The sequence below is a fragment of the Pseudomonas sp. EL_65y_Pfl2_R96 genome (assembly GCF_963970905.1).
Lineage (GTDB): Bacteria > Pseudomonadota > Gammaproteobacteria > Pseudomonadales > Pseudomonadaceae > Aquipseudomonas.
On sequence record NZ_CAXAQH010000020.1, the window covers coordinates 88,818 to 112,865 of the forward strand.

Sequence of the window (24,048 nt, forward strand, 5' to 3'; positions counted from 1 at the left end):
AGCAGTCATTTTAGAGCAAAAACCCTACACAGCCTTAAAAGCCTCGTAATACGGGCCTTCAAAGCAAAAGATCGCAACCTTCGGCAGCGCCTACAGAGGAATGCGATCCCCGCAGGAGCTGCCGAAGGCTGCGATCTTTTGGCGCCGCCTCGGTCTACGACCGTTTACGCGATATCCCGCAACTCCCGCCGCAGAATCTTGCCCACCGGCGTCATCGGCAACGACTCACGCAACACGATGTGCTTGGGCACTTTGTACGCCGTGAAGTTTTCCTTGCAGTACGCCTTCAACTCCTCAAGGCTCACCCCGGCTTCACGGGCCACCACAAACAACTTCACCGCCTCCCCCGACCGCTCGTCCGGCACGCCGATCACCGCGCAGCTGGCGACTTTCGGGTGGGCCATCACCACGTCTTCGATCTCGTTCGGGTACACGTTGAAGCCCGAGACGATGATCATGTCTTTCTTGCGATCGACGATGCGCACGAATCCGTCCGGGTCGATCACCCCAATGTCGCCCGACTTGAACCAGCCGTCGGCATCCAGCACTTCGGCGGTGGCTTCGGGTTTCTGCCAGTAGCCCTTCATGATCTGCGGGCCCTTGATACACAGTTCGCCGCGCTCGCCCAGCGGCTGCTCGACGCCTTCATCGTTGATGACCTTGAGCGTGGTGCCCGGCACTGGCAGGCCGACCGTGCCGATGCGCGATCTGTCGCCGTAAGGGTTGGTGCAGGCCACTGGCGAGGTCTCGGTCAGGCCGTAACCTTCAGTGATGCGGCAACCGGTTAGCTGTTCCCAACGCTCGGCGGTGGCCTTGACCAATGCCGTGCCGCCGGAGTTGGTGACTTTGAGACTGGAGCAATCCAGCGTCTTGAAGTCGGGATGGTCCATCAGTGCGACGAACAGCGTGTTGAGCCCCAGCAGCGCCGAGAACCGCCAGTTCTTCAGTTCCTTGATAAAGCCCTTGATGTCCCGTGGATTGGTGATCAGCACGTTGTGGTTGCCAGTCACCATCATGCACATGCAGTTCGCCGTGAATGCATAGATGTGGTACAGCGGCAGCGGCGCGATCATCACTTCCTGGCCTTCGCGCAACAGCGGCTGACCGTCGGCACCCAGCTGACTGAGGCATGCCCGCGCCTGCTGCATGTTCGCCACCAGGTTGCCGTGGGTCAGCATCGCGCCTTTGGCCAGCCCGGTGGTGCCGCCGGTGTATTGCAGCACGGCGATGTCGTCGAGGCCGATGCTCAGCGGTTTGATCCCCAGACCCCGGCCCAGGCGTAGCGCGCTCTTGAAGGAGATGGCCTGCGGCAAGGAATAGTCCGGGACCATTTTCTTGACCTTGGCGACCACGGTATTGACCAGCCAGCCCTTGGCGGTGGGCATCAGGTCGCCCATTTTCGCTTCGATCAGGTACTGGATGTCGGTGTCGGGCAGCACTTCCTGGACCTTCTGTCCGAACACATTCAGGTAAACCAGCGCCCGGGCACCGGAGTCCTTGAACTGATGTCGCATCTCACGCGTGATGTACAGCGGGTTGGTGTTGACCACGATCAGCCCGGCGCGCAAGGCGCCGAACACGGCAATCGGATAATGCAACACGTTGGGCATCTGCACCGCGATGCGATCCCCCGGCGCGAGGTCGGTGTGGGCTTGCAGGTAACCGGCAAACGCTGCGCTGTAGCGTTCCAATTCGGCGTAGGTCAAGGTCACGCCCATGTTGCTGAATGCCGGGCGGTCAGCAAATTTCTTGCAGGAACGCTCGAACACCTCGATTACCGACTTATAGGCCCCAAGGTCGATATCCAGGGGCACGCCGGCCGGGCGTTTGTCATTCCAGAAATCAGGTTGCATTGTTCTTGTCCTCTTTACCTGAATCTATCCGGGGCCGCTTTTCCGTCACTGCTGAAAAACGGAGCTTCCCGGACACTAGCAGCTATGGTGAATCAGGCAAATATGCGCACAGTCGTCATTGATCCCGTGAATCTTGCTGCCCCGGCGTGGCCTGATCAGACGGTAGGCGACGGATGCGCTATACAATGCAACGAGGCTGTTTCCCACCCTGCAACCCCATGCAGCCCAATGCAAAGGAATCGCCATGATCCACGACACTTTCTGGCTGACCGCGAGTGACCACAGCCGCCTCTTCGTCAACCAGTGGCTGCCGGCTGCACCGTTGAAGGCCGTGATCCTGCTGGCCCACGGCATGGCGGAACACAGCGGTCGCTACGCTCGTCTGGCAGAAAAGTTCTGCGAACAGGACTACGGCGTTTACGCACCGGACTTGCGTGGACATGGCAAAACCGCCGAAAACGGCACTCTGGGGCATTTCGACGACGACGATGGCTGGTGCAAAGTGGTCGGCGACCTGGCCAGCCTTAACCAACACATCGGCCAACAGCATCCCGGCATTCCGATCGTACTGTTGGGCCACAGCATGGGCAGCTACATCGCCCAGGCTTACTTGCTGCACCACAGCGCCAGCCTGCACGGGGCCATTCTCAGCGGTTCGAACTTCCAGCCCGTGGCGCTCTATCGTGCAGCGCGGCAGATTGCTCGCCTCGAACGCCTGCGTCAGGGCCCCAAGGGTCGCAGTGCGCTGATCGAATGGCTGTCGTTCGGTTCGTTCAACAAGAAGTTCAAACCGGCGCGCACCTCGTTCGACTGGCTGAGCCGCGACCCGGCGGAAGTCGACAAGTACGCCAGCGACCCGCTCTGCGGCTTTCGCTGCACCAATCAACTGTGGATCGATTTGCTCGGCGGCTTGCAGCAAATCAGCAAAGCGTCCAATCTCGCCCAGATCGATCCGGGCCTGCCGCTGCTGGTGATCGGTGGCGAATGTGATCCGGTGAGCGAAGGCAAACGTCTGATAGATCTGGCCCACGCCCTGCGCGACGCTGGCTGCCAGAGCCTGCAGCTGACTATTTACCCGCAGGCCCGGCATGAACTGTTCAACGAGAGCAACCGCGACGAAGTGACTGCCGATGTGCTGAACTGGATCGCCCAAGCCTTGAGCAACCGCCGGCCCCCCAGAGCCGAATAGTTTTTTTGTGGATTTATTTAATTCGTCACAGGAATCGAGACAGATGACCCAGGTTACCAACACCCCTTACGAAGCCCTCGAAGTCGGCCAGACCGCCAGCTACAGCAAAACCGTCGAAGAGCGCGACATTCAGTTGTTCGCCGCGATGTCCGGTGACCATAACCCGGTGCACCTGGACGCCGAATTCGCCGCTGCCTCCATGTTCAAGGAGCGTATCGCCCACGGCATGTTCAGCGGCGCGTTGATCAGCGCGGCGGTGGCTTGCGAGTTGCCTGGGCCAGGGACTATTTATATCGGTCAGCAGATGAGCTTCCAGAAACCGGTAAAGATTGGCGACACGCTGACCGTACGCCTGGAGATCCTCGAGAAACTGCCGAAGTTTCGTGTGCGTATCGCCACTCGGGTGTTCAACCAGCGCGATGAGTTGGTGGTGGATGGCGAGGCGGAGATTCTGGCGCCGCGCAAGCAACAGACCGTGACGTTGCCGACGTTGCCGGCGATCAGCATCGGCTGATTCATCGCTCCCTTGTGATGAGAGGCCTTGCCTGTGGCGAGGGAGCTTGCTCCCGTTCGGCTGCGCAGCAGTCGTAAACCTGTCACCGCGCTTGATCAGATCCAACGCGGTGTTTGATTTAGGGGGCGCTGCGCCCCCCAACGGGAGCAAGCTCCCTCGCCACAGGTCGAACTTACGAGCGTGCGCGAGCCTGGTTGCGCAGGGCTTTCACCTGATCGTGGTTGCGTTGCACGCCGTGGTACTGGCGTTCAACGATGTCACGAATGCCCACCAGGTTGTCCTTGTTGATTTTCTCCAGCGCTTTTTTGTAAGCCTTCAGCGCATGGTCTTCACCGCGTTCGGCTTCGTTCAGCACTGCTTCTTCATCCTTGCCGGTGAACATCGCCTTCACGTCGACCCAGCGACGGTGCAGATCGCCACTGACACTGGTGGAGGTTTCCGGATCACCGCCCAGGGAACGCACCATAGCCTGTAACTCGGCAGCGGCAGTGGCGCAGTCGCTGGAGCGCTGAACGAACAGGGTTTTGAGTTCTGGATGCTTGATGTCTTCAGCGCAAGTCTTGAACCCTTCCTGACCGTCTTTGCTGGTTTCAATCAGGTCGTTGAGTACAGAGATCGCTTCTTTGTTGATGTCGGTCATTTTTCAATTCCTTACGGTTGATGAAAGATGCAATAAGGTGTTGCACCCGCCATGCCAGCTTTGAATTGATTATTTTTTATTTATATTTCAATAAGTTAGTTTTCAAGGCGAAATCTGTATCCGCTTCTTTTGCATGATCTGTCATTTGGCCTGCATGCAGAATGCCTGTATTTTCCAGACTGTTTGAATCAAGACGACTGATGATGAATCCCGAAAAGCTCGAACTGTTGATTACCCGTGAAATGCCCTTCGGCAAATACAAGGGCCGCATCATCGCTGACCTGCCCGGCCAGTACCTGAACTGGTTCGCCCGCGAAGGTTTCCCTCACGGTGAACTGGGCGGTTTGCTGGCCTTGATGCAGGAAATCGACCACAACGGCTTGTCGGAGCTGCTCGAACCGCTGCGTGTCAAACACGGCAAACCCGCCCCTCGTCACTGACCCGTTCTACCTCACCAAGTAGCCCATGCCCGATAACACCCGCCGTGCCCGTGATGAAGTCTTTTGGCAGACCTTTGCCGATCGCTACGCTGTCGAACCCGGCCCCCTGAACCTGGAGAACGGTTACTTCGGGCGCATGTCACGCACTGTGGTCGAGGAGTATCAGCGCAACATCGAACTCATCAACCGCGGCAACTCGGTGCATGTGCGCCAGCGCTTCGAACAGGGCGAAAGCGTCGAGATTCGCACGCAGCTGGACCCCGGATGACCCACGCCTGTATTGCGGCATCACCTCGATGCGCTTTACCCGGCATGCCGACCAACAGGCGATGGTCGAGCGCCTGCTCAACGACTACAACCTGTTTACCGTGGCGCGCAGCGGCGCGGCGAGTGGCCCGTGCATTCGCATTACACCGGGGCTCACCACCACAGCAGCCGACATGGATGTGCTGGCCCGGGCGCTGAGCGAATTGCGCTGACGTCACACGGTGTACTTGTCGAAGTCCTCGGGTTTGATCTGCGATGACAGCGCAAACGTGTCGACACCGATGGTGATGTGCCCGAAAAAGCCATCCTCATTCGAGTCTCGACCGATGGTGTGAATGTTCAGGGTCGAGGCTTCGCCGCCATGGTGTTTATAGTGAAAATCTTCATCGTTGCTCAGCGGTGATACCACGCGGCCGCTGTACTCTCTGGCATTGAGGACCGACCTCGACACCACCTCGGGAAAGTACAGCTGGCCGACCCAGGCGACATGCCGCTCTTCCAGATAGTTGTTGCCGGCAGTGATTCGTACCGCGACGTGAATGTGCAGAGCGCGGCTGGCATAGAACCCCGGATAAATCGTGGTAAACCTCACGATGCCCTTTCTGTCCGAGAATTGCCCACCGCGCAGATAGGTATCGTCGTCGGTGCGCGGGATCGACCCGATATCACCCACATCGACTTCCTTATCCGGGTTGACCTTGCTCCAGCCCGAATACGCCCCGCGTGCGTTGCAATGCCAGATATCGACCACGGCCCCCGTGACCGGTTGACCGGTCATGGCATCGACGATCGTCAGCCGCAACACCAAGGGAATGCCATCCATGCCTTCGCTGATGTTTCGTCTGATCAGTTTTGGATTTCGAAAATACGGACCGGCGACCTGTTCGGGCGACAGTTGATAAACCGGTGAAGGGGATGAAATCGCAGTGTTGTCGTCCATGACGTTCTCTTTCCATAAGATGAACGCAGGTTAACGCTGGACGTGCGGCGAGATGCGGTAACTATGTATCGCATGATGTCCTGTGGAAGCGGCGGTGCGGCGATCCGACTTGCTCGCGAAAGCGGTCTGACAGTCAACATCTGCATTGAATGTGACGGCCCCTTCGCGAGCAAGCCCACTCCCACAGGGGTTTTATTTCAGGCAAAAAAAAACGGTGCACCGACCAAGCGCACCGTAAAGCCGTAGAACACACAACGAAGTGTTTGGTAAATCCGTTCAATCAGTCCAGCAGAGCCAACGCCTCGGCGGTGCACTCCTGGATGCGGGCCCAGTCGCCGTTCTTGATCCACTCGGGGTCAAGCATCCAGCTACCGCCCACGCACATCACGTTTTTCAACGCCATGTAGCTCTTGATGTTGGCCGGGCTGACGCCGCCGGTCGGGCAGAATTTAACTTCGCCGAACGGGCCGCCCAGGGCCTTGATAGCCGCGACGCCGCCGCTGACTTCCGCCGGGAACAGCTTGAAGCGGCGATAACCCAGGCTATAGCCTTCCATGATGCCGGAGGCATTGCTGATGCCCGGCAACAGCGGGATCGGGCTGTCGACACTGGCTTCGAGCAGATCACGGGTGATGCCCGGCGTCACGATGAACTGCGAACCGGCCGCTTCGGCAGCGACCAACATGCTGCGATCGAGCACGGTGCCGGCGCCGGTCACCAGCTCTGGACGCTGCGCGCGCAAGATCTGGATCGCCTTGAGGCCGAACTGCGAACGCAGGGTCACTTCCAGCGCCGTCAGGCCACCGGCCGCCAGGGCGTCGGCCAACGGCAGCACGTCCTGTTCACGAGCGATGGTGATCACCGGCAGGATCCGCGCCCTGGCGCAGAGGCTGTCGATCAGGGCAACTTTGTCCGCCATGGAAACGGTCGGGGATGTGTTTGTCATAGCGGCTGATCCTTGGTTCATGGGCACCAGTAAATCTCTAACGTAGGTTGCAGAAACGCCCGAATCGGCATGGCGGCGACATCGTCACCGGCCAGTGCGGCACTCAGGGTGGTCAGTTTGGACTGACCGGAAATCGATAGAACGGTGTGCTTGGCCGAAGCCAGCAGCGCACGACTCATGGTCAGGCGCTGATGCGGCACGGTCGGCGCCAGCATCGGCCAGCAGCGACGGCTGCCGTCGATTTTCAAGGCGTCGGCCAGGTTCGGGCTGTTGGGGAACAGCGACGCGGTGTGACCGTCATCGCCCATGCCCAGCACCAGCACGTCGATCGGCGGCAATTCGGCGAGCAAGCGATCAGCCTGCTCGGCGGCCTGCTCCAGGTTGGCGGTGGCACTGTAGAGGCTCAGGAACTGGGCCTTGGCCGCCGGGCCTTGCAACAGGTAACGCTTGAGCAGGCCGGCATTGCTGTCGGCATGCTCTACCGGCACCCAGCGCTCGTCAGCCAGGCTGACCACCACCTTCGACCAGTCCAGCGCCTGCTTGGCCAGATGCTGGAAAAACGCCACCGGGCTGCGTCCACCGGACACCACCAGCGTCGCGGCGCCTTGTGCGGCAATCGCGTCGCTCAGTTGTCTGGCTACCGTCAATGCCAGGCCTTCGGCCAACAGCACCGGGCTTTTGAACTCATGGGCGCTGACGCCCTGAGGCAGCTTCAATTCAGATATCGCCATACCACGACCTCCCGTCCCGCGTGATCAGTGCAATGGAGCTCATCGGCCCCCAGGACCCGGCCGCGTACGGCTTGGGCGCATCACCGGATTTTTTCCACCCGGCGATCAACTGGTCACACCACTTCCACGCGGCTTCGATTTCATCTTTACGGACAAACAGGTTCTGATTGCCACGCATCACTTCCAGCAACAACCGCTCGTAGGCATCGGGAATCCGCGCGCTACGCCAGGTGTCGGAAAAATTCAGCTGCAACGGACCGCTGCGCAGCTGCATGCCCTTGTCCAGGCCTTGTTCTTTGGTCATCACGCGCAAGGAAATGCCTTCATCCGGTTGCAGGCGGATGATCAGCTTGTTGCTGATCTGCAAGCGCTGTTCGGGAGCGAAGATGTAGTGCGACGGCTCCTTGAAGTGGATGACGATCTGCGACAGCTTCTGCGGCATGCGTTTGCCGGTGCGCAGGTAAAACGGCACGCCGGCCCAGCGCCAGTTGCGAATGTCGGCACGCAGGGCGACGAAGGTCTCGGTGTCGCTCTGGGTGTTGGAATTAGGCTCCTCCAGATACCCCGGCACCGATTTGCCTTCGCTGTGGCCGGCGATGTACTGGCCGCGCACCACCTGAGTGGTCAGGCCTTCCGGGCTGATCGGCGCCAGCGCCTTGAGCACTTTGACTTTCTCGTCGCGGATGCTGTCGGCGGACAGGTCGGCCGGCGGGTCCATGGCGATCAGGCAGAGCAGTTGCAGCAGGTGATTCTGGATCATGTCCCGCAGCTGGCCGGCCTTGTCGAAGTAACCCCAGCGGCCTTCGATACCGACCTGCTCGGCCACGGTGATTTCCACGTGGGAGATGTAATTCTGGTTCCACTGGGTTTCGAACAGGCTGTTGGCGAAACGCAGGGCGATCAGGTTTTGTACGGTCTCTTTACCCAGGTAGTGGTCGATGCGGTAGGTGCGGTTCTCCGGGAAGAACTGCGCCACGGCGTCGTTGACCTTGCGCGAGGACTCCAGGTCCGAGCCGATGGGCTTTTCCAGCACCACGCGGGTGTTTTCGGTCAGGCCGACCTTCGACAGGTTCTCGCAAATGGCGCCGTAAACCGCCGCCGGCGTGGCGAAGTAGGCAATCATCCGCTGGGCGCTGCCGGCCTGCTCGGCCAGGGCGACGTAATCGTCAGCCTTGAGGAAGTCGACGTGCAAGTAGCTCAAACGGGCCAGGAAGCGCTCGAGTACAGCTTCATCCAGCTCTTTGGCGCCTACGTAGCGGCGCAGCTCGGTGGCAATGAATGCCAGATGCTGTTGCTCGCTGCCGGGTTCACGGGCCAGCGCGATAATGCGCGTATCCTCATGAAGCAGGCCGGCGCCATCGAGTTGATAAAGGGCAGGAAACAGCTTGCGCAGGGCGAGATCGCCGAGAGCGCCGAACAAGGCAAAGGTGCACGGTTCAACCGTAATCGAAGGCATGATGTTTGTTCTTTTATCAAGTTAAGCTACAAATACCTTTTTTCAAGGCATCACTCAAGGGAAAATGTAGTAATAACCACAACATTTTCGCAAAATATAGATTCCGAGTGGTGGTCGGTCGGAGCCATCAGTAGGATAGGCCACCGTTACAGGCCGTATCAAAGGCCCAATTTGCATAGCCGAGCGCTTGTTTGCGCAGGTGAATCTAGGAACCCCATATGGACCGCGTGCGAAATTTACTGGAACAGATCCAGAATCGCCTTGAAGACCTGAACAAGGCAGAACGCAAAGTCGCCGAAGTGATCCTGCTCAACCCGCAGCAAGCCACCCGGTTCAGCATCGCCGCCCTCGCCCAGGCTTCAAAGGTCAGCGAGCCGACGGTCAACCGTTTCTGCCGCTCGTTCGGTGTCAGCGGCTACCCGGAACTGAAACTGCAACTGGCACAGAGCCTGGCCAGTGGCGCGGCGTATGTCAGCCGTGCGGTGGAAGCCGACGACAATCCGGAAGCCTACACCCAAAAAATCTTTGGCAGCGCCATCGCGTCCCTGGACAGCGCCTGCCAGGCCCTGGACCCGAACCTGATCAGCCGCGCCGTCGACCTGTTGATCCAGGCGCGACAAATCCACTTCTTCGGCCTCGGCGCCTCGGCCCCGGTGGCGCTGGATGCGCAGCACAAGTTCTTCCGCTTCAACCTCGCGGTCACTGCGCATGCCGATGTGCTGATGCAACGCATGATTGCCTCGGTGGCCCACACCGGTGAGTTGTTCGTAATCATTTCCTACACCGGCCGCACCCGCGAACTGGTGGAAGTGGCGCGCATCGCCCGGGAAAACGGCGCTTCGGTACTGGGCCTGACGGCCGAGGGCTCGCCGCTGGCCAAGGCCAGTACCTTGAGCCTGAACATTCCACTGCCGGAAGACACCGACATCTACATGCCGATGACCTCGCGGATCATTCAACTGACCGTGCTCGATGTGCTCGCCACCGGCATGACCCTGCGCCGGGGCGTGGATTTCCAGCCGCATTTACGCAAGATCAAGGAAAGCCTCAATGCCAGTCGGTATCCGATTGGGGATGAGTTTAATTAACCCACCATGATCGTTCCCACGCTCCCGCGTGGGAACGCAGCCCGTGACGCTCCGCGTCACTGGACGCGGAGCGTCCCTTGAGGCATTCCCACGCCGAGCGTGGGAACGATCACCCTCGCCTGCAAACTCAAATGTGCCCGCTCCCCCGGTGCCAGGCACAGGCTGTCGGTGCCGCCGCTGGCCGCTTCCACACAGACGAACTCTAAAACCTCGTTCCAGCTCACCCCCAACAGCGGCCGCGAGCCCGGATGCCAGACCACCGTGTCCGCATGGTCACCGGTGTCGATGCACAATTGCCGCTGCCAGGCGTGGTCCTTGAGCTGTAATTCGCCGTCATGCTGGAACACTCGCTGACACCCGCCATCGACCCGCAACTCACCTTCCTGCTGGCAAACCTGACGATTCAACTGGTCGTAGCCTTGCGCGCCGTCGAGCCCGGACAGCGCTACCTCACCCACGTCGCCAATACGCCAATAGGCGTGCAACGCCTGGCTCAACTGGCACGGCATGTCGTCCTGATGCTCGGTGCTCAGGTGCAAATCCATGCGCTCGCCCAGGTGCGCGTGCAAGTCCACTTGCCAGTCGCATAGCTGTAACTGCCAGTGCAGGTGCACGCCATCGTCATCACTGGTGCTGTCGAGCAGTTTCCAGTCGAGCAGGCGCGCCCAGCCATGGGACGGCCAGGCGTTTTCGCTTGGATGGCGGCCGTACCAAGGCCAGCACACCGGCACGCCGCCGCGAATCGCACCGACATGAGGCCATTTCGCCGCGCACCACAGCCAGGGTTTCTGCCCCTTTGGCTGGAAGTGCAACAACTGCGCGCCCTGACGACTGAACACCGCTTGACACAGCGGATGGTCAATCACCAGCACATCGCGCATCTGATAGCGCTCCCACGCAAACACCGGACGTTCGCGCAAGGATTTGAAGAAGCGTTGTAGCGGATGCTCAAGCATGTGCCACGGTCCTGAAAATCATCTGTCACCCGAGGGTGCGCCACCCCCAAAAAAAAGCGGACAGCCATGGCCGTCCGCAAAAATGCGCACATAGAGAGGAGCTTATCGCAACAGCGTTAGAACACCGACTGAATTTTCAGGCCGGCCACCAGCGCGTTATCAACTTCATCCACACCACCTGGGTGAGTGATGTATTGCAGGTTAGGACGTACCGTCAACCAGTTGGTAACGTGGAAACCGTAGTTGATCTCGTAGTTGTACTCGGTGCTGCGCAGTGGCGCGAACAGCGGATCGTTGTAGTCGGTGACACCATTGGCGGCGTTGACCAACTCGGCGTTTTTCTTCACGTCATCGTTGACATGGATACGAGAGAAACCGATCCCGACGTCGTCTTTTGGACGAGCATCAAACGGGCCCTTGTAAACAAACATCAGCGACTGGTAGTTGTCGACGAAGTTGGTGTCCTTGTCGTGGAAGGTAGCGTTGGCCGCGATGTTCAGACCGCGTGAAGCATCACCGTTGTGGCTGGTGAGTTGTTGCTGCGCCACGAACCAGTAGCCGTGCTTGCTGTTGTGGCTGCGATAGGCGTTGCCGGTGGTCGCTGCATCGTTGCCGTTGTCGTCTTCACGGACATCATTGGCGTCGGCAGTGCTCTTGTAGTAACCGACACGGTATTCGCCCGGCAGGTTGTTGACCTTCGGTGACCAGACCAGTTCAACCGGCAAGACGGTGCCCTTGGTACCACTGCCGCTGAGCTTGAAGCCGTTACCGTGCTCAAGTTGCGACGGGTTCTGGTTGTATGCGCCGATCTGCGCATAGAACTCAGGCGTGATGTTGTACTTCACGCGAAGCGCCGCCTGCATGACCGGCCAGTTGTACCAGATACCGGTCGCCCAGTTACCCGCCTGGGAACCGCAGAACGCCAGGTTCTGGAACTCGCAAGGGAAGGTGTTGAAGTCTTCGCCTTCGCCGAAGTAACCGGCTTTGACGTCCAGTTTACCGTCGAGGAACTGGTGCTGGACCCACAACTGGGTCAGACGGACCATGTGGCCACGGCCGTAGACTTCCTGCGAGGAACTCAAGGTGCCAGCACGCGGGTCGCCGACGCGGTCATTGGAGATGTTCTGACCGTTACGGTTGGTGAACTGGATCTTGGCCTGGGTGTTATCCCAGCCCCACAGCTTTTGCAGGTCCAGCGCCACGCCCAAACCAAACTGGTCGGCGTAACGTGCCGTCTTGTCGTCGTTGTAGCCGCCATGCAGGTTGCCGCCCACTTCACCGACATAGTCGGCCTTGATGTCGATACCTTGCTCGATCAGCTTGGTCCGCTCGCCACCCCAGTCCCCCGTCATCCACTTGGAATCGGCGCTGAACGCGTCAGCCGCGTGCACGCTGCCGGCCAGCATCATCGCCGCAACAGCCGACAATTGGCAGATAAGCTGAGCGTTGTTCTTCTTCTTCATCCCTACATCCTCGTCTTTATTTTTATTAACTGTTTTTATCTAACGCGGTTTACATCGATTGCGACGGATGGCGTGCACCCGCCACATATCCCCCAATGGGAGCGGGGTTGTGTGGGAGCTGGCTTGCCTGCGATGGCATCAACTCGATTCAACGTTGAACCGAGTCGCCTGCATCGCGGGCAAGCCCGCTCCCACATAGTCCCGTTCCCACACTTGATCTTCAGCGGCCTTTGAACTGCGCCACGTTGGCACTGTGGGCCTCGGTCTTTGGCAGGCCCGCTACACCCAGACGCTCACCGGTCTTGGCATCGAACAGCAGCACTTTCGATGGATCGAATTGCAGAGTCAGGGTCTCACCCACGGCCGGCGCGACGTCCGGTGCCAGACGGCAGCAGACCTTGGTGTCGTTGAGGTTGACGAACACCAGGGTGTCGGGACCGGTCGGCTCGGTGACCTGCACTTCGGCGCGAATGGTCGGCAATCCGTTCGGCTCGCCGTTCGCCAGCACGATCTGCTCCGGGCGCATGCCGAGGATCACTTCGCGGTCTTCGAGCCCGGCGTCCTGCATGCCCAACGGCAATTCACAGCGCGCCTGACCGCTGTCGAGCAGCGCTACCAACCGACCTTCCTTGCGCTGCAAACGCAAAGGGATAAAGTTCATCGGCGGCGAACCGATGAAGCTCGCCACGAACAGGTTGGCCGGGTTGTTGTAGATGTCTTTCGGCGTGCCGAACTGCTGAATGATCCCGTCCTTCATCACCGCAACCTTGTCGCCCAGGGTCATGGCTTCGATCTGGTCGTGAGTCACGTAGACCGTGGTGGTTTTCAGGCGCTGGTGCATCAGTTTCATTTCGGTGCGCATCTCGACCCGCAGCTTGGCGTCGAGGTTGGACAGCGGTTCGTCGAACAGGTAAATCTTCGGCCGCCGTGCCAGCGCCCGGCCCATGGCCACGCGTTGTTGCTGACCACCGGAGAGCTGACCCGGCTTGCGATTGAGCAGGTGTTCGATTTGCAGCAGCTTGGCCACGCGAGCGACTTCTTCGTCGATTTCGGCGGTGGGCATTTTGCGAATCTTCAGGCCGAACGCGATGTTGTCGCGCACGCTCATGGTCGGGTACAGCGCGTAGGACTGGAACACCATGGCGATGTCCCGATCTTTCGGGCTCATGCCACTGATGTCGGCGTCGTCCACCAGGATCGCCCCGCCGCTGATGTTTTCAAGTCCGGCGATGCAGTTCATCAAGGTGGATTTGCCACAGCCCGATGGACCGACCAGGATCAGGAATTCACCGTCATCGATCTTCAGTTCGATGTTTTTCAGGGTGTCCGGCAAACCGGCACCGTAGGTCTTGTTGACGTTGCGTAATTCGAGAGTTGCCATGTTCTACCCCTTGACCGCGCCGGACGTCAGCCCACGCAGGAAATACTTGCCAGCGAATATGTAGACCAGCAGTGTCGGCAGCCCGGCGATCATCGCGGCGGCCATATCAACGTTGTATTCCTTGGCCCCGGTGCTGGTGTTGACCAGGTTGTTCAGGGCCACGGTAATCGGCTGGGCATCGCCACTGGCGAAGACCACGCCGAACAGGAAGTCATTCCAGATTTGCGTGAACTGCCAGATCAGGCAGACCATCACGATCGGGATCGACATCGGCAGCAGGATCTTCCAGAAAATCGTGAAGAAGCCCGCGCCATCCAGCCGCGCCGCCTTGACCAGCGCATCCGGAATGCTCACGTAGTAGTTGCGGAAGAACAGCGTGGTGAACGCCAGGCCGTAGACCACGTGCACCAGCACCAGGCCGGTGGTGGTGTTGGCCAGGCCGATCTTGCCGAGGGTGAACGAGGCTGGCAGCAACACGGTCTGGAACGGCAGGAAGCAGCCGAACAACAACAGACCGAAGAACAGTTGCGAACCACGGAAGCGCCACATCGACAATACGTAACCGTTCATGGCACCGATGAACGTAGAGATCAGTACCGCCGGCACGGTGATTTTCACCGAGTTCCAGAAGTAGCTGCCGACACTGTCCCAGGCCTTGATCCAGCCGATGCCATCAATCACTTGCGGCCAGCTCAACAGGTTGCCGGTGCGGATGTCTTCCGGCGATTTGAAACTGGTCAGCAGCATCACCACCAACGGGACCAAATAGATCGCCGCGGCCAGCAACAGGGTTGCATAAATGGCGATGCGGCTGAAGCTGATACCTGGTTTGCCAAGTTGATTACTCATGGCGTTTGCCTCGCAATTCGGAGTACAGGTACGGCACCAGAATCGCCAGGATCGCGCCGAGCATCATCATGGCGCTCGCCGAACCAATGCCCATCTGGCCACGGCTGAAAGTGAAGGAGTACATGAACATCGCCGGCAGGTCGGATGAGTAACCGGGACCGCCCGCGGTCATCGCCGCCACCAGGTCGAAGCTCTTGATCGCGATGTGCGCCAGGATCATGAAGGCGCTGAAGAACACCGGGCGCAGGCTCGGCAACACGATCTTCAGGTAGATGGTCGGCAGGCTCGCACCGTCGACTTGCGCCGCGCGGATGATCGACTGATCGACACCACGCAGGCCGGCCAGGAACATCGCCATCACAAACCCGGAGGCTTGCCATACGGCGGCGATCACCAGGCAATACACCACGCGATCCTGATCCACCAGCCAGTCGAGACGGAAGCCTTCCCAGCCCCAGTCACGCAGCATCTTGTCCAGACCAAGACCTGGGTTGAGCAGCCATTTCCATGCGGTACCGGTAACGATCATCGAGAGCGCCATCGGGTACAGGTAAACGGTGCGGATGAAGCCTTCCTTGCGAATGCGCTGATCCAGCAGCACGGCGAGGAAAACGCCCAGCACCAGGCTGATGCCGATGAACATGCCGCCGAACACCGCGAGGTTCTTGCTCGCGACCCACCAGCGATCGTTGTCCATCAGCCGAATGTATTGCTGCAGGCCGACCCACTTGTAGCTCGGCATGAAGCTGGAGTTGGTGAAGGACAGTACGAATGTCCAGATGATGTAACCGTAAAAACCAACCAGGACGATCAGCATGCTTGGCGCCAAAACCAGCTTGGGGAGCCAGCGCTGCAGTGCGTCGAACGGTGAGGCTTTGCTGAAAACCGCCACAGAGCTCATCGGGATAATCCAGGTGAAGAGGAATGAACCGACACAGCGATCCCTTGTGGGAGCAGGACCCTGTGGGAGCTGGCTTGCCTGCGATGCCATCAACACGGTTCGAAGTTAAACCGAGTCGCCTGCATCGCGGGCAAGCCCGCTCCCACACAATCTCATTCCACGCAGGATCAGTTTGTGTCAGGAGTTACTGGGCGGCTTTGACAGCCGATGCCAGTTGCGCGCTGGCCTTGGCCGGGTCAGCGTTCTTGTCGTTCATGAAGTTGGTCACCACATCGAAGATCGCGCCCTGCACGGCCAGGGACGTGGCCATGTTGTGCGCCATGCTCGGTTGCAGGCCGCCGGTCTTCTCGTCAGCCAGGAAATCCTTGGCGGACGCTTGAGCGCAAGAATCGAAGCCCAGCGCGCTCATGTCGTTAAGCATGTCGGTACGCACCGGGATCGAGCCTTTGTTGATGCTGAAGACTTTCTGGAAGTCTTTGCCCAGAGCGACCTTGGCCAGGTCTTGCTGGGCGGCGATGTCGCCTTTGCGATCGGCTTTGAGCTTGAACACGGCCATCGAGTCGATGTTGTAGGTGAAGGCTTTTTCGGTGCCCGGGAACGGCACGCACTGGTAGTCCTTGCCCGCTACTTTCTTCGCGGCGGTCCATTCGCTCTTGGCCCAGTCGCCCATCATCTGCATCCCGGCCTTGCCGTTGATGACGTCGGCGGCAGCGATGTTCCAGTCACGACCGGCGCGGTTCGGGTCCATGTAGCCGGTGACTTTTTTCAGCTCGGTGAAGGCCTTGGCCATCTCTGGCCCGGAGAGGGTTTTCTGGTCCAGGTCGACCAGAGCTTTCTTGTAACCGTCAGCCCCCATGACCGAGAGCACCACGTCTTCGAACACGGTGCTGTCCTGCCAAGGCTGGCCGCCGTGAGCGAGCGCGATGAAGCCGGCAGCCTTGAGCTTGTCGCCAGCGGCATAGAATTCTGCGAGGGTGGTCGGCGCTTTGTCGATCCCGGCTTTCTTGAAGACTTCCGGGTTGATCCACAGCCAGTTGACGCGGTGAATGTTCACCGGCACGGCGACGTAATCGCCTTCATATTTCACGGTATCGGAGACTTTCTTGATCAGCAGGCTGTCCCAGTTTTCCGATTTGGAAACGTCTTTCAGGGCATCGGTGCTGAGCAGGCCAGTGCTGCCCCACTCCTGGATGTCCGGACCCTTGATCTGGGCAACGCCTGGCGGGTTACCGGCCACGGCGCGGCTTTTGAGTACGGTCATGGCCGTGGAACCGCCGCCGCCGGCGACTGCGCCGTCTTTCCAGGTGAAGCCGTCTTTTTCGACTTGAGCCTTGAGCACATCGACCGCTGCTTTTTCACCACCAGACGTCCACCAGTGAACGACCTCCACCGAACCTTTGGCATCGGCGGCAAGGGCACTGAGCGGGAATGCAGCAACGGGAAGCAGCGAAGCGAGAGAAATGACAGTAGCGAGGCGAGAGATCGCATTCATCTAGTAGTACCTTTCTTGTTGTTATGCATGCAAGTCTGGTGCTTGCGCTGCATAGGATTCTAAACAGGGGATACCCCTTCGCAGGTAACGAAGGGACGCGCGAATGTCACCATATGGTTACACAGCAACGCTCTGGGACAATTGCGCCAGCGCAGTGGCCATGCTTGGCGCCAGCGGCAGGCGCGGGATCAATACAGCTTGCCAGGCGTGATACAGGTCGGGTTTTCCGGCCCAGATATCAGCACTCGGACGGTTCAGCGGGTCGAGCTCGTGATGCCAGCTGCCATCGCAGCGGTCGATAAAATGACTGTCACAAAATTCCCAGAACAGTCGGTACCAGTGCTCGTATTGCTCGTCACCGGTGCGTTTGAGCAGCGCACTGGCGGCGGCGCTGGCTTCGCAATGAGTCCAGTGCAAACGATGGCGAACCACCGCGCGATTGTCCCAGTCGAGGGTGTAGACGATGCCCGGAGCACCGTCGACGTCCCAACCGTGACGGCAATTGTGCTCGAAGAGTTTTTGCGCATCGGTGGCGAGCCAGCCCGGCGTGAGCATCCCGGCCTGTGCCCGCGCGGCTTCAAGGTGCAGCAACAGCCGCGCCCATTCGAAACCATGGCCCGGCGTGGTGCCGTAAGGGCGGAAACCGTCGGCCGGATTGTCGCGGTTGTAGTCGCGCAGCGGCTGCCAGTCGCGGTCAAAATGCTCGACCACCAGGTAATCATTGGCCGCGGCGTGATCGTGAATGACACGTTCGACAATGCGCTGGGCGCGAATCAGCCAGCGGTTGTCCTCGGTGACATCGGCCAGAGCGAGGAAGGCTTCGGTGGCGTGCATGTTGCTGTTGGCACCGCGATAGGCTTCCACGACGCTCCAGTCGCGGTTGAAGGATTCGCGCATGGCACCCTCCTCTTCGCTCCAGAAACGGCTATCGATTATGTGGATCGCGTCGTCGAGCAAGGCTTGCGCGCCGGGACGTTGAGCGACCACCGCAGAGCTCGCAGCCAACGCCACGAAGGCATGCAGATAAGCGGCTTTGCCGGTATTGCCGTCACGGTGTTCGGGCGTGGCGAACCAGCCTCCGTGTTCGGCATCACGCAGCGGCCCACTGAGGGCTTTGATGCCGTGATCCACCAGCTCGGCAAAACCCGGCAGGCCCTGGATGTGGGCCATGGCGAAGCTGTGGGTCATGCGCGCGGTGTTCATGGTTTCGGCTTGCGCGTTGGCCGGGAGGCGGCCCTGATCGTCGAGGTTGCCGAAGCCTTCGGCAAGCTTTGAAGCCTTGGCAAACGCCAACAGGCGCAGGCCTTCGGCGGCGAGCCATTGCTGATGGGCAGGCGCGTTCAGCCAACTGCTGAAGGCGGGTTGGAAGGTGTCCATGCGGTACCTTTTTTTGTTGTTATGACGGAGACCAGTCTAAACAACGGTCGGTGATGGGCAGGTAACGAAGGGGGCGAGTTATGTCACCGAGTTGTGACATTAGCCTTCAGGCATGTGTTGAATGATCTGACGCCATCGCGGGCAAGCCCGCTCCCACAGGGGTTCTGCGTCGTACACAAATCCAATGTGGGAGCGGGCTTGCCCGCGATGAACGATAACGCGGTCTTCCTAATCAACACTACGCGGCAACTGCAGTGTCACCCGCAACCCGCCTTCACGCAGGTTTTGCAGGCTGACTTCACCGCCATGGCTATGGGCAATGTTGCGCGCAATCCCCAGCCCCAGACCATAGCCCTGCTGCTGGCCGGCCAAGCGGAAGTGCGGCTCGAACACCTGTTCCAGCCGTTGCTCCGGTACGCCCGGCCCTTCATCGTCGACATGCAGGACAAACGCGCTCTCGTCATCATCGATGTGTAGATGCGCGTTCTGCCCGTACTTCAAGGCGTTGTCGATCAGGTTACCGATGCAGCGCTTGAGCGCCAGCGGCTTGCCCGGATACGGCGCCAGCGCCCGCCCCTGCTGGGTCACGCGGCCATTGCCGTTGGGCGCCAGATACGGTTCCACCAGACAGTCGAGCACATGATTGAGGTCCACCGGCTCGATATTCTCGTGGATGTCGGTGTCTTTCACGCATTGCAGCGCGCCTTTGACCAGCAACTCCAACTCATCCAGATCACGACCGAACTTGGCCTGCAGCTTTTCGTCTTCAAGCAATTCCACCCGCAATCGCAACCGGGTAATCGGCGTGCGCAAGTCATGGGAAATCGCGCTGAACAACTGGCTGCGTTCGGTCAGGTAACGGCTGATACGCTCGCGCATCGCGTTGAAGGCGCGGCCCACTTCCACCACTTCACTGCCGCCGCCCTCGGCCACCGGTTCGACCTCGGCGCCAAGAGACATGTCCCGTGCCGCCCGCGCCAATCGCTTGAGTGGTCGGCTCTGCCAGTGCACGAGGAGGCCGATGAACAGCAGCAAGAAACCGCTGGTGAGCACGATGAACCAGACCTGCTGCGCCGGCAGGCCTTGCTCTTCAAGACTGGTGTAGGGCTCGGGCAACAGCGAGGCGATGTACAGCCATTCGCCCGGCGCCATCTGGATTTGCGTGACCAGCACCGGCGGGTTCACCGGCTCCAGAGTCAACGCGTAATGCGCCCAGGAGCGCGGCAACTCATCGAGCTTCAAGCCGCCGTTGAAAATCCGCAGGTCTTCGGGGCTGACGAAGGTCACCGAGATGTCGGTGTCCTGGCCCAGCGACTGGCGCAGCACTTCGTCCACCGCTTTGAGCACCGCCTCTTTGCGCGGGGTGATTGGCAGCACTTCCATGCCCAAGGGTTTGTCGTTGAGCGTCACCACGAACCGGGTGCCGCCCATGCTGCGCAACTGGTCGAGCACCAACGGCCTGAACGCCACCGGCAATGAGCGGAAATAACTGACGCTGGCCGTCATCGAATGGGCCAGGCTGCGGGCGCTGGTGACCAGGCCCTCGAGCTGGGTGGCGCGCAGTTGCGAGACCCAGATCACACTCGACAGCGTCTGAGCGAACAGCACCGCCAGCAGGGTCAGCAGTAACATGCGCCCGAGCAGTGAGCGCGGCACCGGCACGCGCCCGGCGAGCTTGCGCAGGAACTCAGTGACCATTGCCGGCAACCACGCTGGCTGCCAGTTGGTAGCCACTGCCACGCACGGTCCGGATCAGCCGTGGCGGTTTTTCGGTGTCGCGCAGGCGCTGACGCAAACGGCTGACCGCCATGTCGACGATACGATCGAGCGGCATCAAATCGCGGCCACGGGTGGCGTTGCCGATGGTGTCGCGATCGAGGATTTCCTGCGGGTGGTCGAGGAACAGTTTCAGCAGCGCGAAATCGGCGCCGGAGAGAATCACTTCCTCGCCGTCGGTGTGGAACAGCCGATGGCTGACCATGTCCAGCCGCCAGTCGTCGAAGGCCAGCACTTCACCGCCGGAACGCTCCTGACCGAACTGTGCGCGGCGCAACAAGGCTTTGATGCGCGCCTGCAATTCACGGGGGCTGAAGGGTTTGCCGAGGTAGTCGTCGGCACCCAGTTCCAGGCCGATGACGCGGTCGGCCTCGTCGGAACTGGCAGTGAGCATGATGATCGGTACATGGGCCTGGCGCGGGTGCTGGCGGATCCAGCGGCAGAGGCTGAAACCGTCTTCGTCCGGCAGCATCACGTCGAGGATCACCAGATCGCTCGGCGCCTCGTTCAGGGCATGACGAAAGCCTGCGCCATCGGGCGTGGTGCGGACCTGGAAACCGGCACGGGTCAGGTAGGTGTCCAGCAACTCGCGTATCTCTTGATCGTCATCGACCAACAAAATCGACTTGTTGACTGAGCTCACGGGAAGGCGTCCTTGTTGTTTGTGTTAGGTAGGATTATGCCTGATGAACCTTGGAAATTTGTTGCCTGTTCGGGCGCCATCGCGGGCAAGCCCGCTCCCACAAGGATTCAGGTGATCCTGTGGGAGCGGGCTTGCCCGCGATGAAGTCGACTCGGTCTAAGCCTGATCCAGCGCCACACCCGCGCCCACCAACCCGGAATATGGCGCTGTCACCAGCCACACCGGAATACCTTTGAAATAATCGCTCATGCAGCCCTTGTCGGCGAAGCAGCGGGCGAAACCGCTTTCGATGAAGAAATCGGCAAACCGTGGAATCACCCCGCCAACGATGTACACGCCGCCGCGTGCCCCCGTGGTCAGCACATTGTTGCCCGCCACGCGCCCCAGCCAGCAGCAGAACTGCTCAAGCACTTCCAGGGCAATCGGATCGCCCGCCAACCCGGCCGCCGTGATCGCCTCAGGCGTGTCGAGCACAGGCGTGTGCCCGTCCACCGCGCAGATCGCCCGGTAGACCCGCGGCAAACCACTGCCGCTCAACGCCGTTTCAGCGCTGACATGGCCGATTTCATTGAAGATGTGCTGCCACAACTGGGTTTCCCGCGGACTGCTCAGCGGCAGATCGACGTGACCGCCCTCCCCCGGCAGCGGGGCAAAACGGCCCTCGCCCAGATCGAGCAACGTGCCGACGCCCAGGCCCGTGCCCGGGCCGATCACCACCGCCGGCCGCAACGGCTCGGGCTTGCCTTCGCAGACCACCCGAAACTCGCCCGGCTGCAAACGGGTCATGCCCAGGGCCATGGCCGAGAAGTCGTTGACCAACAGCAGTTGATCCACCTGCAAGGTCGTGCAGAAACCCTTGCGACTGAGCCGCCAATGGTTGTTGGTGAACTTGAATTCATCGCCGCTCACAGGGCCTGCCACCGACAGGCACACCGAACCGATCGAACCCGGCGCCAGGCCCAGCCCGCTCAGGTAAAGCGCAATCGCTTCCTCCGGGCTGGCGTGGTCTGCCGTCGCCAGCACCTGGACCGATTCCAGCTGCTGGTTTTTCCACAACGCGAAACGTGCGTTGGTCCCACCGATGTCACCGACCAAAGCCAGTTTCAATTAAGCGTCTCCAGGGCAGAAGTAAAGGCGCTGGCGCCTTGCTCTGCGGAGCTGAAGGCCATGCGCATGAAACCAAACAGTTCGCGACCGGTGCCGATGTTGTTGCCCAACAGGCCTTTGGCCGGTTCGCGCGCTGCGAATTCTTCGGCGTCCACCTTAAGCTCCAGGGTGCCTTTGACGCCATCGACGCGGATGATATCGCCCTCACGCACCCGCGCCAAAGCGCCACCCACATAAGCTTCGGGGCTGACATGGATCGCCGCCGGTATTTTCCCCGAGGCGCCGGACATGCGCCCGTCAGTCACCAGTGCGACTTTGAAGCCACGATCCTGCAGCACACCGAGGAACGGCGTCATCTTGTGCAGTTCCGGCATGCCATTGGAGCGCGGGCCCTGGAAGCGCATCACGGCGACAAAATCCTTCTCCAGCAAACCGGCCTTGAACGCATCGGCCAGGTCCTGTTGATCCTGGAACACCATGGCCGGTGCTTCGACGACCTGGTTTTCCAGCGCGACCGCCGAGACTTTCATCACGCCACGGCCGAGGTTGCCTTCCATCACGCGCAAACCGCCTTCTGGCGAGAATGCGCGAGCCACCGGACGCAGAATGTTTTCGTCGAGGCTTTCGATCGGGCCTTCGCGCCAGACCAGCTCGCCGTTTTCGAGGAACGGTTCCTGGGTATAGCGGCTCAGGCCATGGCCGAGCACGGTGTTGACGTTTTCGTGGAGCAGGCCGGCTTCCAGCAGTTCGCGGATCAGGAACGACATGCCGCCCGCTGCCTGGAAGTGGTTGATGTCGGCTTTGCCGTTCGGGTACACGTGGCTCAGGGTCGGCACCACCTCGGAGAGGTCGGCCATGTCCTGCCAGGTCAACTGGATGCCCGCGGCCATGGCGATGGCCGGCATGTGCAGGGTGTGGTTGGTCGAGCCGCCGGTGGCGTGCAGGGCCACGATGGAGTTGACCAGCGAACGCTCGTCGACGATTTCGCCGATCGGCAGGAAGTTGCCATTCTGCTTGGTCAGGCGGGTGACCTGATGCGCCGCTTCGCGGGTCAGGGCATCGCGCAACGGGGTGTTCGGGTTGACGAACGAGGCGCCCGGCAAGTGCAGGCCCATGACTTCCATCAGCAACTGGTTGGTGTTGGCGGTGCCGTAGAAAGTGCAGGTGCCGGGGCTGTGGTAGGACTTCATCTCCGATTCCAGCAACTCTTCGCGGGTCGCCTTGCCTTCGGCGTAGCGCTGGCGCACATCGGCTTTCTGCTTGTTGGAGATGCCCGACACCATCGGCCCGCCCGGTACGAAGATCATCGGCAGATGACCGAAGCGCAACGCGCCCATCATCAGGCCCGGCACGATCTTGTCGCAGATGCCGAGCATCAGCGCGCCATCGAACATGTTGTGGGACAGCGCCACGGCGGTGGACAACGCGATCACTTCACGGCTCGGCAGGCTCAGTTCCATGCCCGGTTCGCCCTGGGTCACGCCATCGCACATCGCCGGGGTGCCACCGGCGAACTGGCCGACGGAGCCGATTTCGCGCAGGGCTTTTTTGATCTGTTCAGGAAAGACTTCGTACGGCTGGTGCGCCGAGAGCATGTCGTTATATGACGAAACAATCGCGATGTTGGCGGAGTTCATCATCCGCAGGCTGTGCTTGTCGTCGCTGCCACACCCGGCCACGCCATGGGCGAAGTTGGCGCATTGCAGCTTGCCGCGCATCGGGCCGTCGCTGGCCGCGCCGCGAATCAATGCAAGGTAAGCCTCACGCGTGGCGCGGCTGCGGGCGATAAGCCGTTCGGTGACCTCAAGGACGCGGGGATGCATGTGTAGAACTCCAGGCTAACGGATGTGGCGACCTGATTGTCTATGCTGATCAAACACCGCTGTGATTGGGACGACAGACGGTTTTCTTGATCATTCGGACCAGTTGATTCAGGTCACTCGTTGTAGATAAAACAAAATATTGCCACTAAAAAGGCTTGTTTTCTATTTTTTTGCGAATAATCTTGTAATTCCAACAACAAATCGACGGCGGCGCTG

At 60.2% G+C, this 24,048-nt stretch carries 21 protein-coding genes and 1 pseudogene; 5 read left to right on the forward strand and 17 right to left on the reverse strand.

Annotated features, from left to right (window positions below; genetic code table 11):
- Positions 1–164 precede the first annotated feature (164 nt).
- Complete coding sequence (gene fadD2, locus AACY49_RS19845) at positions 165–1,853, reverse strand: long-chain-fatty-acid--CoA ligase FadD2 (protein ID WP_339525890.1); 1,689 nt, start codon at positions 1,851–1,853, stop codon at positions 165–167.
- Positions 1,854–2,097: 244 nt separating this feature from the next.
- On the opposite strand from fadD2, the gene AACY49_RS19850 reads away from it, so the two are divergent.
- Complete coding sequence (locus AACY49_RS19850; RefSeq protein WP_258699436.1) at positions 2,098–3,042, forward strand: alpha/beta hydrolase; 945 nt, start codon at positions 2,098–2,100, stop codon at positions 3,040–3,042.
- Positions 3,043–3,085: 43 nt separating this feature from the next.
- The gene (locus AACY49_RS19855; RefSeq protein WP_071553717.1) at positions 3,086–3,556 is read left to right on the forward strand and encodes a MaoC family dehydratase; all 471 of its coding nucleotides are present in this window, start codon (positions 3,086–3,088) and stop codon (positions 3,554–3,556) included.
- A gap of 172 nt (positions 3,557–3,728) precedes the next feature.
- Here AACY49_RS19855 and AACY49_RS19860 read toward each other — a convergent pair whose 3' ends face one another.
- Entirely contained in the window at positions 3,729–4,196 is a 468-nt protein-coding gene (locus tag AACY49_RS19860; RefSeq protein WP_320393555.1) for a ferritin-like domain-containing protein, read from the reverse strand.
- 203 nt (positions 4,197–4,399) lie between these two features.
- On the opposite strand from AACY49_RS19860, the gene AACY49_RS19865 reads away from it, so the two are divergent.
- On the forward strand, positions 4,400–4,636 hold the full coding sequence (locus AACY49_RS19865; RefSeq protein WP_026346079.1) for a DUF3820 family protein: 237 nt from the start codon (positions 4,400–4,402) through the stop codon (positions 4,634–4,636).
- Positions 4,637–4,661: 25 nt separating this feature from the next.
- A pseudogene (locus AACY49_RS19870) lies at positions 4,662–5,115 on the forward strand (hypothetical protein).
- A 2-nt stretch (positions 5,116–5,117) separates the two neighbouring features.
- Here AACY49_RS19870 and AACY49_RS19875 read toward each other — a convergent pair.
- From AACY49_RS19875 to zwf, 4 genes are all read right to left on the reverse strand, one after another.
- Positions 5,118–5,843 carry an intradiol ring-cleavage dioxygenase gene (locus AACY49_RS19875; RefSeq protein ID WP_339525895.1) on the reverse strand — a complete coding sequence of 242 codons (726 nt, stop codon included), beginning with the start codon at positions 5,841–5,843 and terminating at the stop codon, positions 5,118–5,120.
- Between the two features lie 280 nt (positions 5,844–6,123).
- The gene (locus tag AACY49_RS19880) at positions 6,124–6,789 is read right to left on the reverse strand and encodes a bifunctional 4-hydroxy-2-oxoglutarate aldolase/2-dehydro-3-deoxy-phosphogluconate aldolase (RefSeq protein WP_258699433.1); all 666 of its coding nucleotides are present in this window, start codon (positions 6,787–6,789) and stop codon (positions 6,124–6,126) included.
- Positions 6,790–6,806: 17 nt separating this feature from the next.
- On the reverse strand, positions 6,807–7,520 hold the full coding sequence (gene pgl, locus AACY49_RS19885; protein ID WP_258699432.1) for a 6-phosphogluconolactonase: 714 nt from the start codon (positions 7,518–7,520) through the stop codon (positions 6,807–6,809).
- On the reverse strand, positions 7,507–8,976 hold the full coding sequence (gene zwf / locus AACY49_RS19890; RefSeq protein WP_258699431.1) for a glucose-6-phosphate dehydrogenase: 1,470 nt from the start codon (positions 8,974–8,976) through the stop codon (positions 7,507–7,509). Before zwf ends, pgl begins: the two co-directional genes overlap by 14 nt.
- A 227-nt stretch (positions 8,977–9,203) precedes the next feature.
- On the opposite strand from zwf, the gene AACY49_RS19895 reads away from it, so the two are divergent.
- Positions 9,204–10,064, forward strand: coding sequence for a MurR/RpiR family transcriptional regulator (locus tag AACY49_RS19895; protein ID WP_258622787.1), 861 nt, complete (start codon positions 9,204–9,206; stop codon positions 10,062–10,064).
- A gap of 56 nt (positions 10,065–10,120) precedes the next feature.
- Here AACY49_RS19895 and AACY49_RS19900 read toward each other — a convergent pair whose 3' ends face one another.
- The 11 genes from AACY49_RS19900 to edd form a co-directional block, all read right to left on the reverse strand.
- The gene (locus AACY49_RS19900) at positions 10,121–11,020 is read right to left on the reverse strand and encodes a D-hexose-6-phosphate mutarotase (RefSeq protein ID WP_258699430.1); all 900 of its coding nucleotides are present in this window, start codon (positions 11,018–11,020) and stop codon (positions 10,121–10,123) included.
- Positions 11,021–11,136: 116 nt separating this feature from the next.
- On the reverse strand, positions 11,137–12,483 hold the full coding sequence (locus tag AACY49_RS19905; protein WP_258699429.1) for a carbohydrate porin: 1,347 nt from the start codon (positions 12,481–12,483) through the stop codon (positions 11,137–11,139).
- Positions 12,484–12,703: 220 nt separating this feature from the next.
- A complete protein-coding gene (locus tag AACY49_RS19910; RefSeq protein ID WP_258699428.1) occupies positions 12,704–13,864 on the reverse strand; it encodes an ABC transporter ATP-binding protein in 1,161 nt (386 codons plus the stop codon).
- A 3-nt stretch (positions 13,865–13,867) separates the two neighbouring features.
- Complete coding sequence (locus AACY49_RS19915; protein WP_102616685.1) at positions 13,868–14,713, reverse strand: carbohydrate ABC transporter permease; 846 nt, start codon at positions 14,711–14,713, stop codon at positions 13,868–13,870.
- On the reverse strand, positions 14,706–15,614 hold the full coding sequence (locus AACY49_RS19920; protein WP_007902369.1) for a carbohydrate ABC transporter permease: 909 nt from the start codon (positions 15,612–15,614) through the stop codon (positions 14,706–14,708). Before AACY49_RS19920 ends, AACY49_RS19915 begins: the two co-directional genes overlap by 8 nt.
- Before the next feature lie 184 nt (positions 15,615–15,798).
- Positions 15,799–17,106: an ABC transporter substrate-binding protein gene (locus AACY49_RS19925; protein WP_339525903.1), complete on the reverse strand. Its 1,308-nt coding sequence runs from the start codon at positions 17,104–17,106 to the stop codon at positions 15,799–15,801.
- A gap of 117 nt (positions 17,107–17,223) precedes the next feature.
- Positions 17,224–18,483, reverse strand: a complete 1,260-nt coding sequence (locus AACY49_RS19930) for a D-mannose isomerase (protein ID WP_339525906.1) — start codon at positions 18,481–18,483, stop codon at positions 17,224–17,226.
- Between the two features lie 228 nt (positions 18,484–18,711).
- Positions 18,712–20,139 carry an ATP-binding protein gene (locus tag AACY49_RS19935; RefSeq protein ID WP_445262652.1) on the reverse strand — a complete coding sequence of 476 codons (1,428 nt, stop codon included), beginning with the start codon at positions 20,137–20,139 and terminating at the stop codon, positions 18,712–18,714.
- Between the two features lie 31 nt (positions 20,140–20,170).
- Positions 20,171–20,902, reverse strand: a complete 732-nt coding sequence (locus tag AACY49_RS19940) for a response regulator (protein WP_258699425.1) — start codon at positions 20,900–20,902, stop codon at positions 20,171–20,173.
- 156 nt (positions 20,903–21,058) lie between these two features.
- Positions 21,059–22,009 carry a glucokinase gene (locus AACY49_RS19945; RefSeq protein ID WP_339525908.1) on the reverse strand — a complete coding sequence of 317 codons (951 nt, stop codon included), beginning with the start codon at positions 22,007–22,009 and terminating at the stop codon, positions 21,059–21,061.
- On the reverse strand, positions 22,006–23,832 hold the full coding sequence (gene edd, locus AACY49_RS19950) for a phosphogluconate dehydratase (protein WP_019651699.1): 1,827 nt from the start codon (positions 23,830–23,832) through the stop codon (positions 22,006–22,008). Before edd ends, AACY49_RS19945 begins: the two co-directional genes overlap by 4 nt.
- Positions 23,833–24,048: the final 216 nt, after the last annotated feature.

What these genes read in the sequence shown, in the direction of transcription:
- AACY49_RS19875 (WP_339525895.1), bottom strand. Translation starts at nt 5,843, where the DNA reads ATGGACGACAACACTGCGATTTCATCCCCTTCACCGGTTTATCAACTG.
- AACY49_RS19915 (WP_102616685.1), bottom strand. Translation starts at nt 14,713, where the DNA reads ATGAGTAATCAACTTGGCAAACCAGGTATCAGCTTCAGCCGCATCGCC.
- fadD2 (WP_339525890.1), bottom strand. Translation starts at nt 1,853, where the DNA reads ATGCAACCTGATTTCTGGAATGACAAACGCCCGGCCGGCGTGCCCCTG.
- AACY49_RS19910 (WP_258699428.1), bottom strand. Translation starts at nt 13,864, where the DNA reads ATGGCAACTCTCGAATTACGCAACGTCAACAAGACCTACGGTGCCGGT.
- AACY49_RS19920 (WP_007902369.1), bottom strand. Translation starts at nt 15,614, where the DNA reads ATGAGCTCTGTGGCGGTTTTCAGCAAAGCCTCACCGTTCGACGCACTG.
- AACY49_RS19880 (WP_258699433.1), bottom strand. Translation starts at nt 6,789, where the DNA reads ATGACAAACACATCCCCGACCGTTTCCATGGCGGACAAAGTTGCCCTG.
- AACY49_RS19930 (WP_339525906.1), bottom strand. Translation starts at nt 18,483, where the DNA reads ATGGACACCTTCCAACCCGCCTTCAGCAGTTGGCTGAACGCGCCTGCC.
- AACY49_RS19865 (WP_026346079.1), top strand. Translation starts at nt 4,400, where the DNA reads ATGAATCCCGAAAAGCTCGAACTGTTGATTACCCGTGAAATGCCCTTC.
- AACY49_RS19855 (WP_071553717.1), top strand. Translation starts at nt 3,086, where the DNA reads ATGACCCAGGTTACCAACACCCCTTACGAAGCCCTCGAAGTCGGCCAG.
- pgl (WP_258699432.1), bottom strand. Translation starts at nt 7,520, where the DNA reads ATGGCGATATCTGAATTGAAGCTGCCTCAGGGCGTCAGCGCCCATGAG.
- AACY49_RS19925 (WP_339525903.1), bottom strand. Translation starts at nt 17,106, where the DNA reads ATGAATGCGATCTCTCGCCTCGCTACTGTCATTTCTCTCGCTTCGCTG.
- AACY49_RS19905 (WP_258699429.1), bottom strand. Translation starts at nt 12,483, where the DNA reads ATGAAGAAGAAGAACAACGCTCAGCTTATCTGCCAATTGTCGGCTGTT.
- zwf (WP_258699431.1), bottom strand. Translation starts at nt 8,976, where the DNA reads ATGCCTTCGATTACGGTTGAACCGTGCACCTTTGCCTTGTTCGGCGCT.
- edd (WP_019651699.1), bottom strand. Translation starts at nt 23,832, where the DNA reads ATGCATCCCCGCGTCCTTGAGGTCACCGAACGGCTTATCGCCCGCAGC.
- AACY49_RS19860 (WP_320393555.1), bottom strand. Translation starts at nt 4,196, where the DNA reads ATGACCGACATCAACAAAGAAGCGATCTCTGTACTCAACGACCTGATT.
- AACY49_RS19900 (WP_258699430.1), bottom strand. Translation starts at nt 11,020, where the DNA reads ATGCTTGAGCATCCGCTACAACGCTTCTTCAAATCCTTGCGCGAACGT.
- AACY49_RS19850 (WP_258699436.1), top strand. Translation starts at nt 2,098, where the DNA reads ATGATCCACGACACTTTCTGGCTGACCGCGAGTGACCACAGCCGCCTC.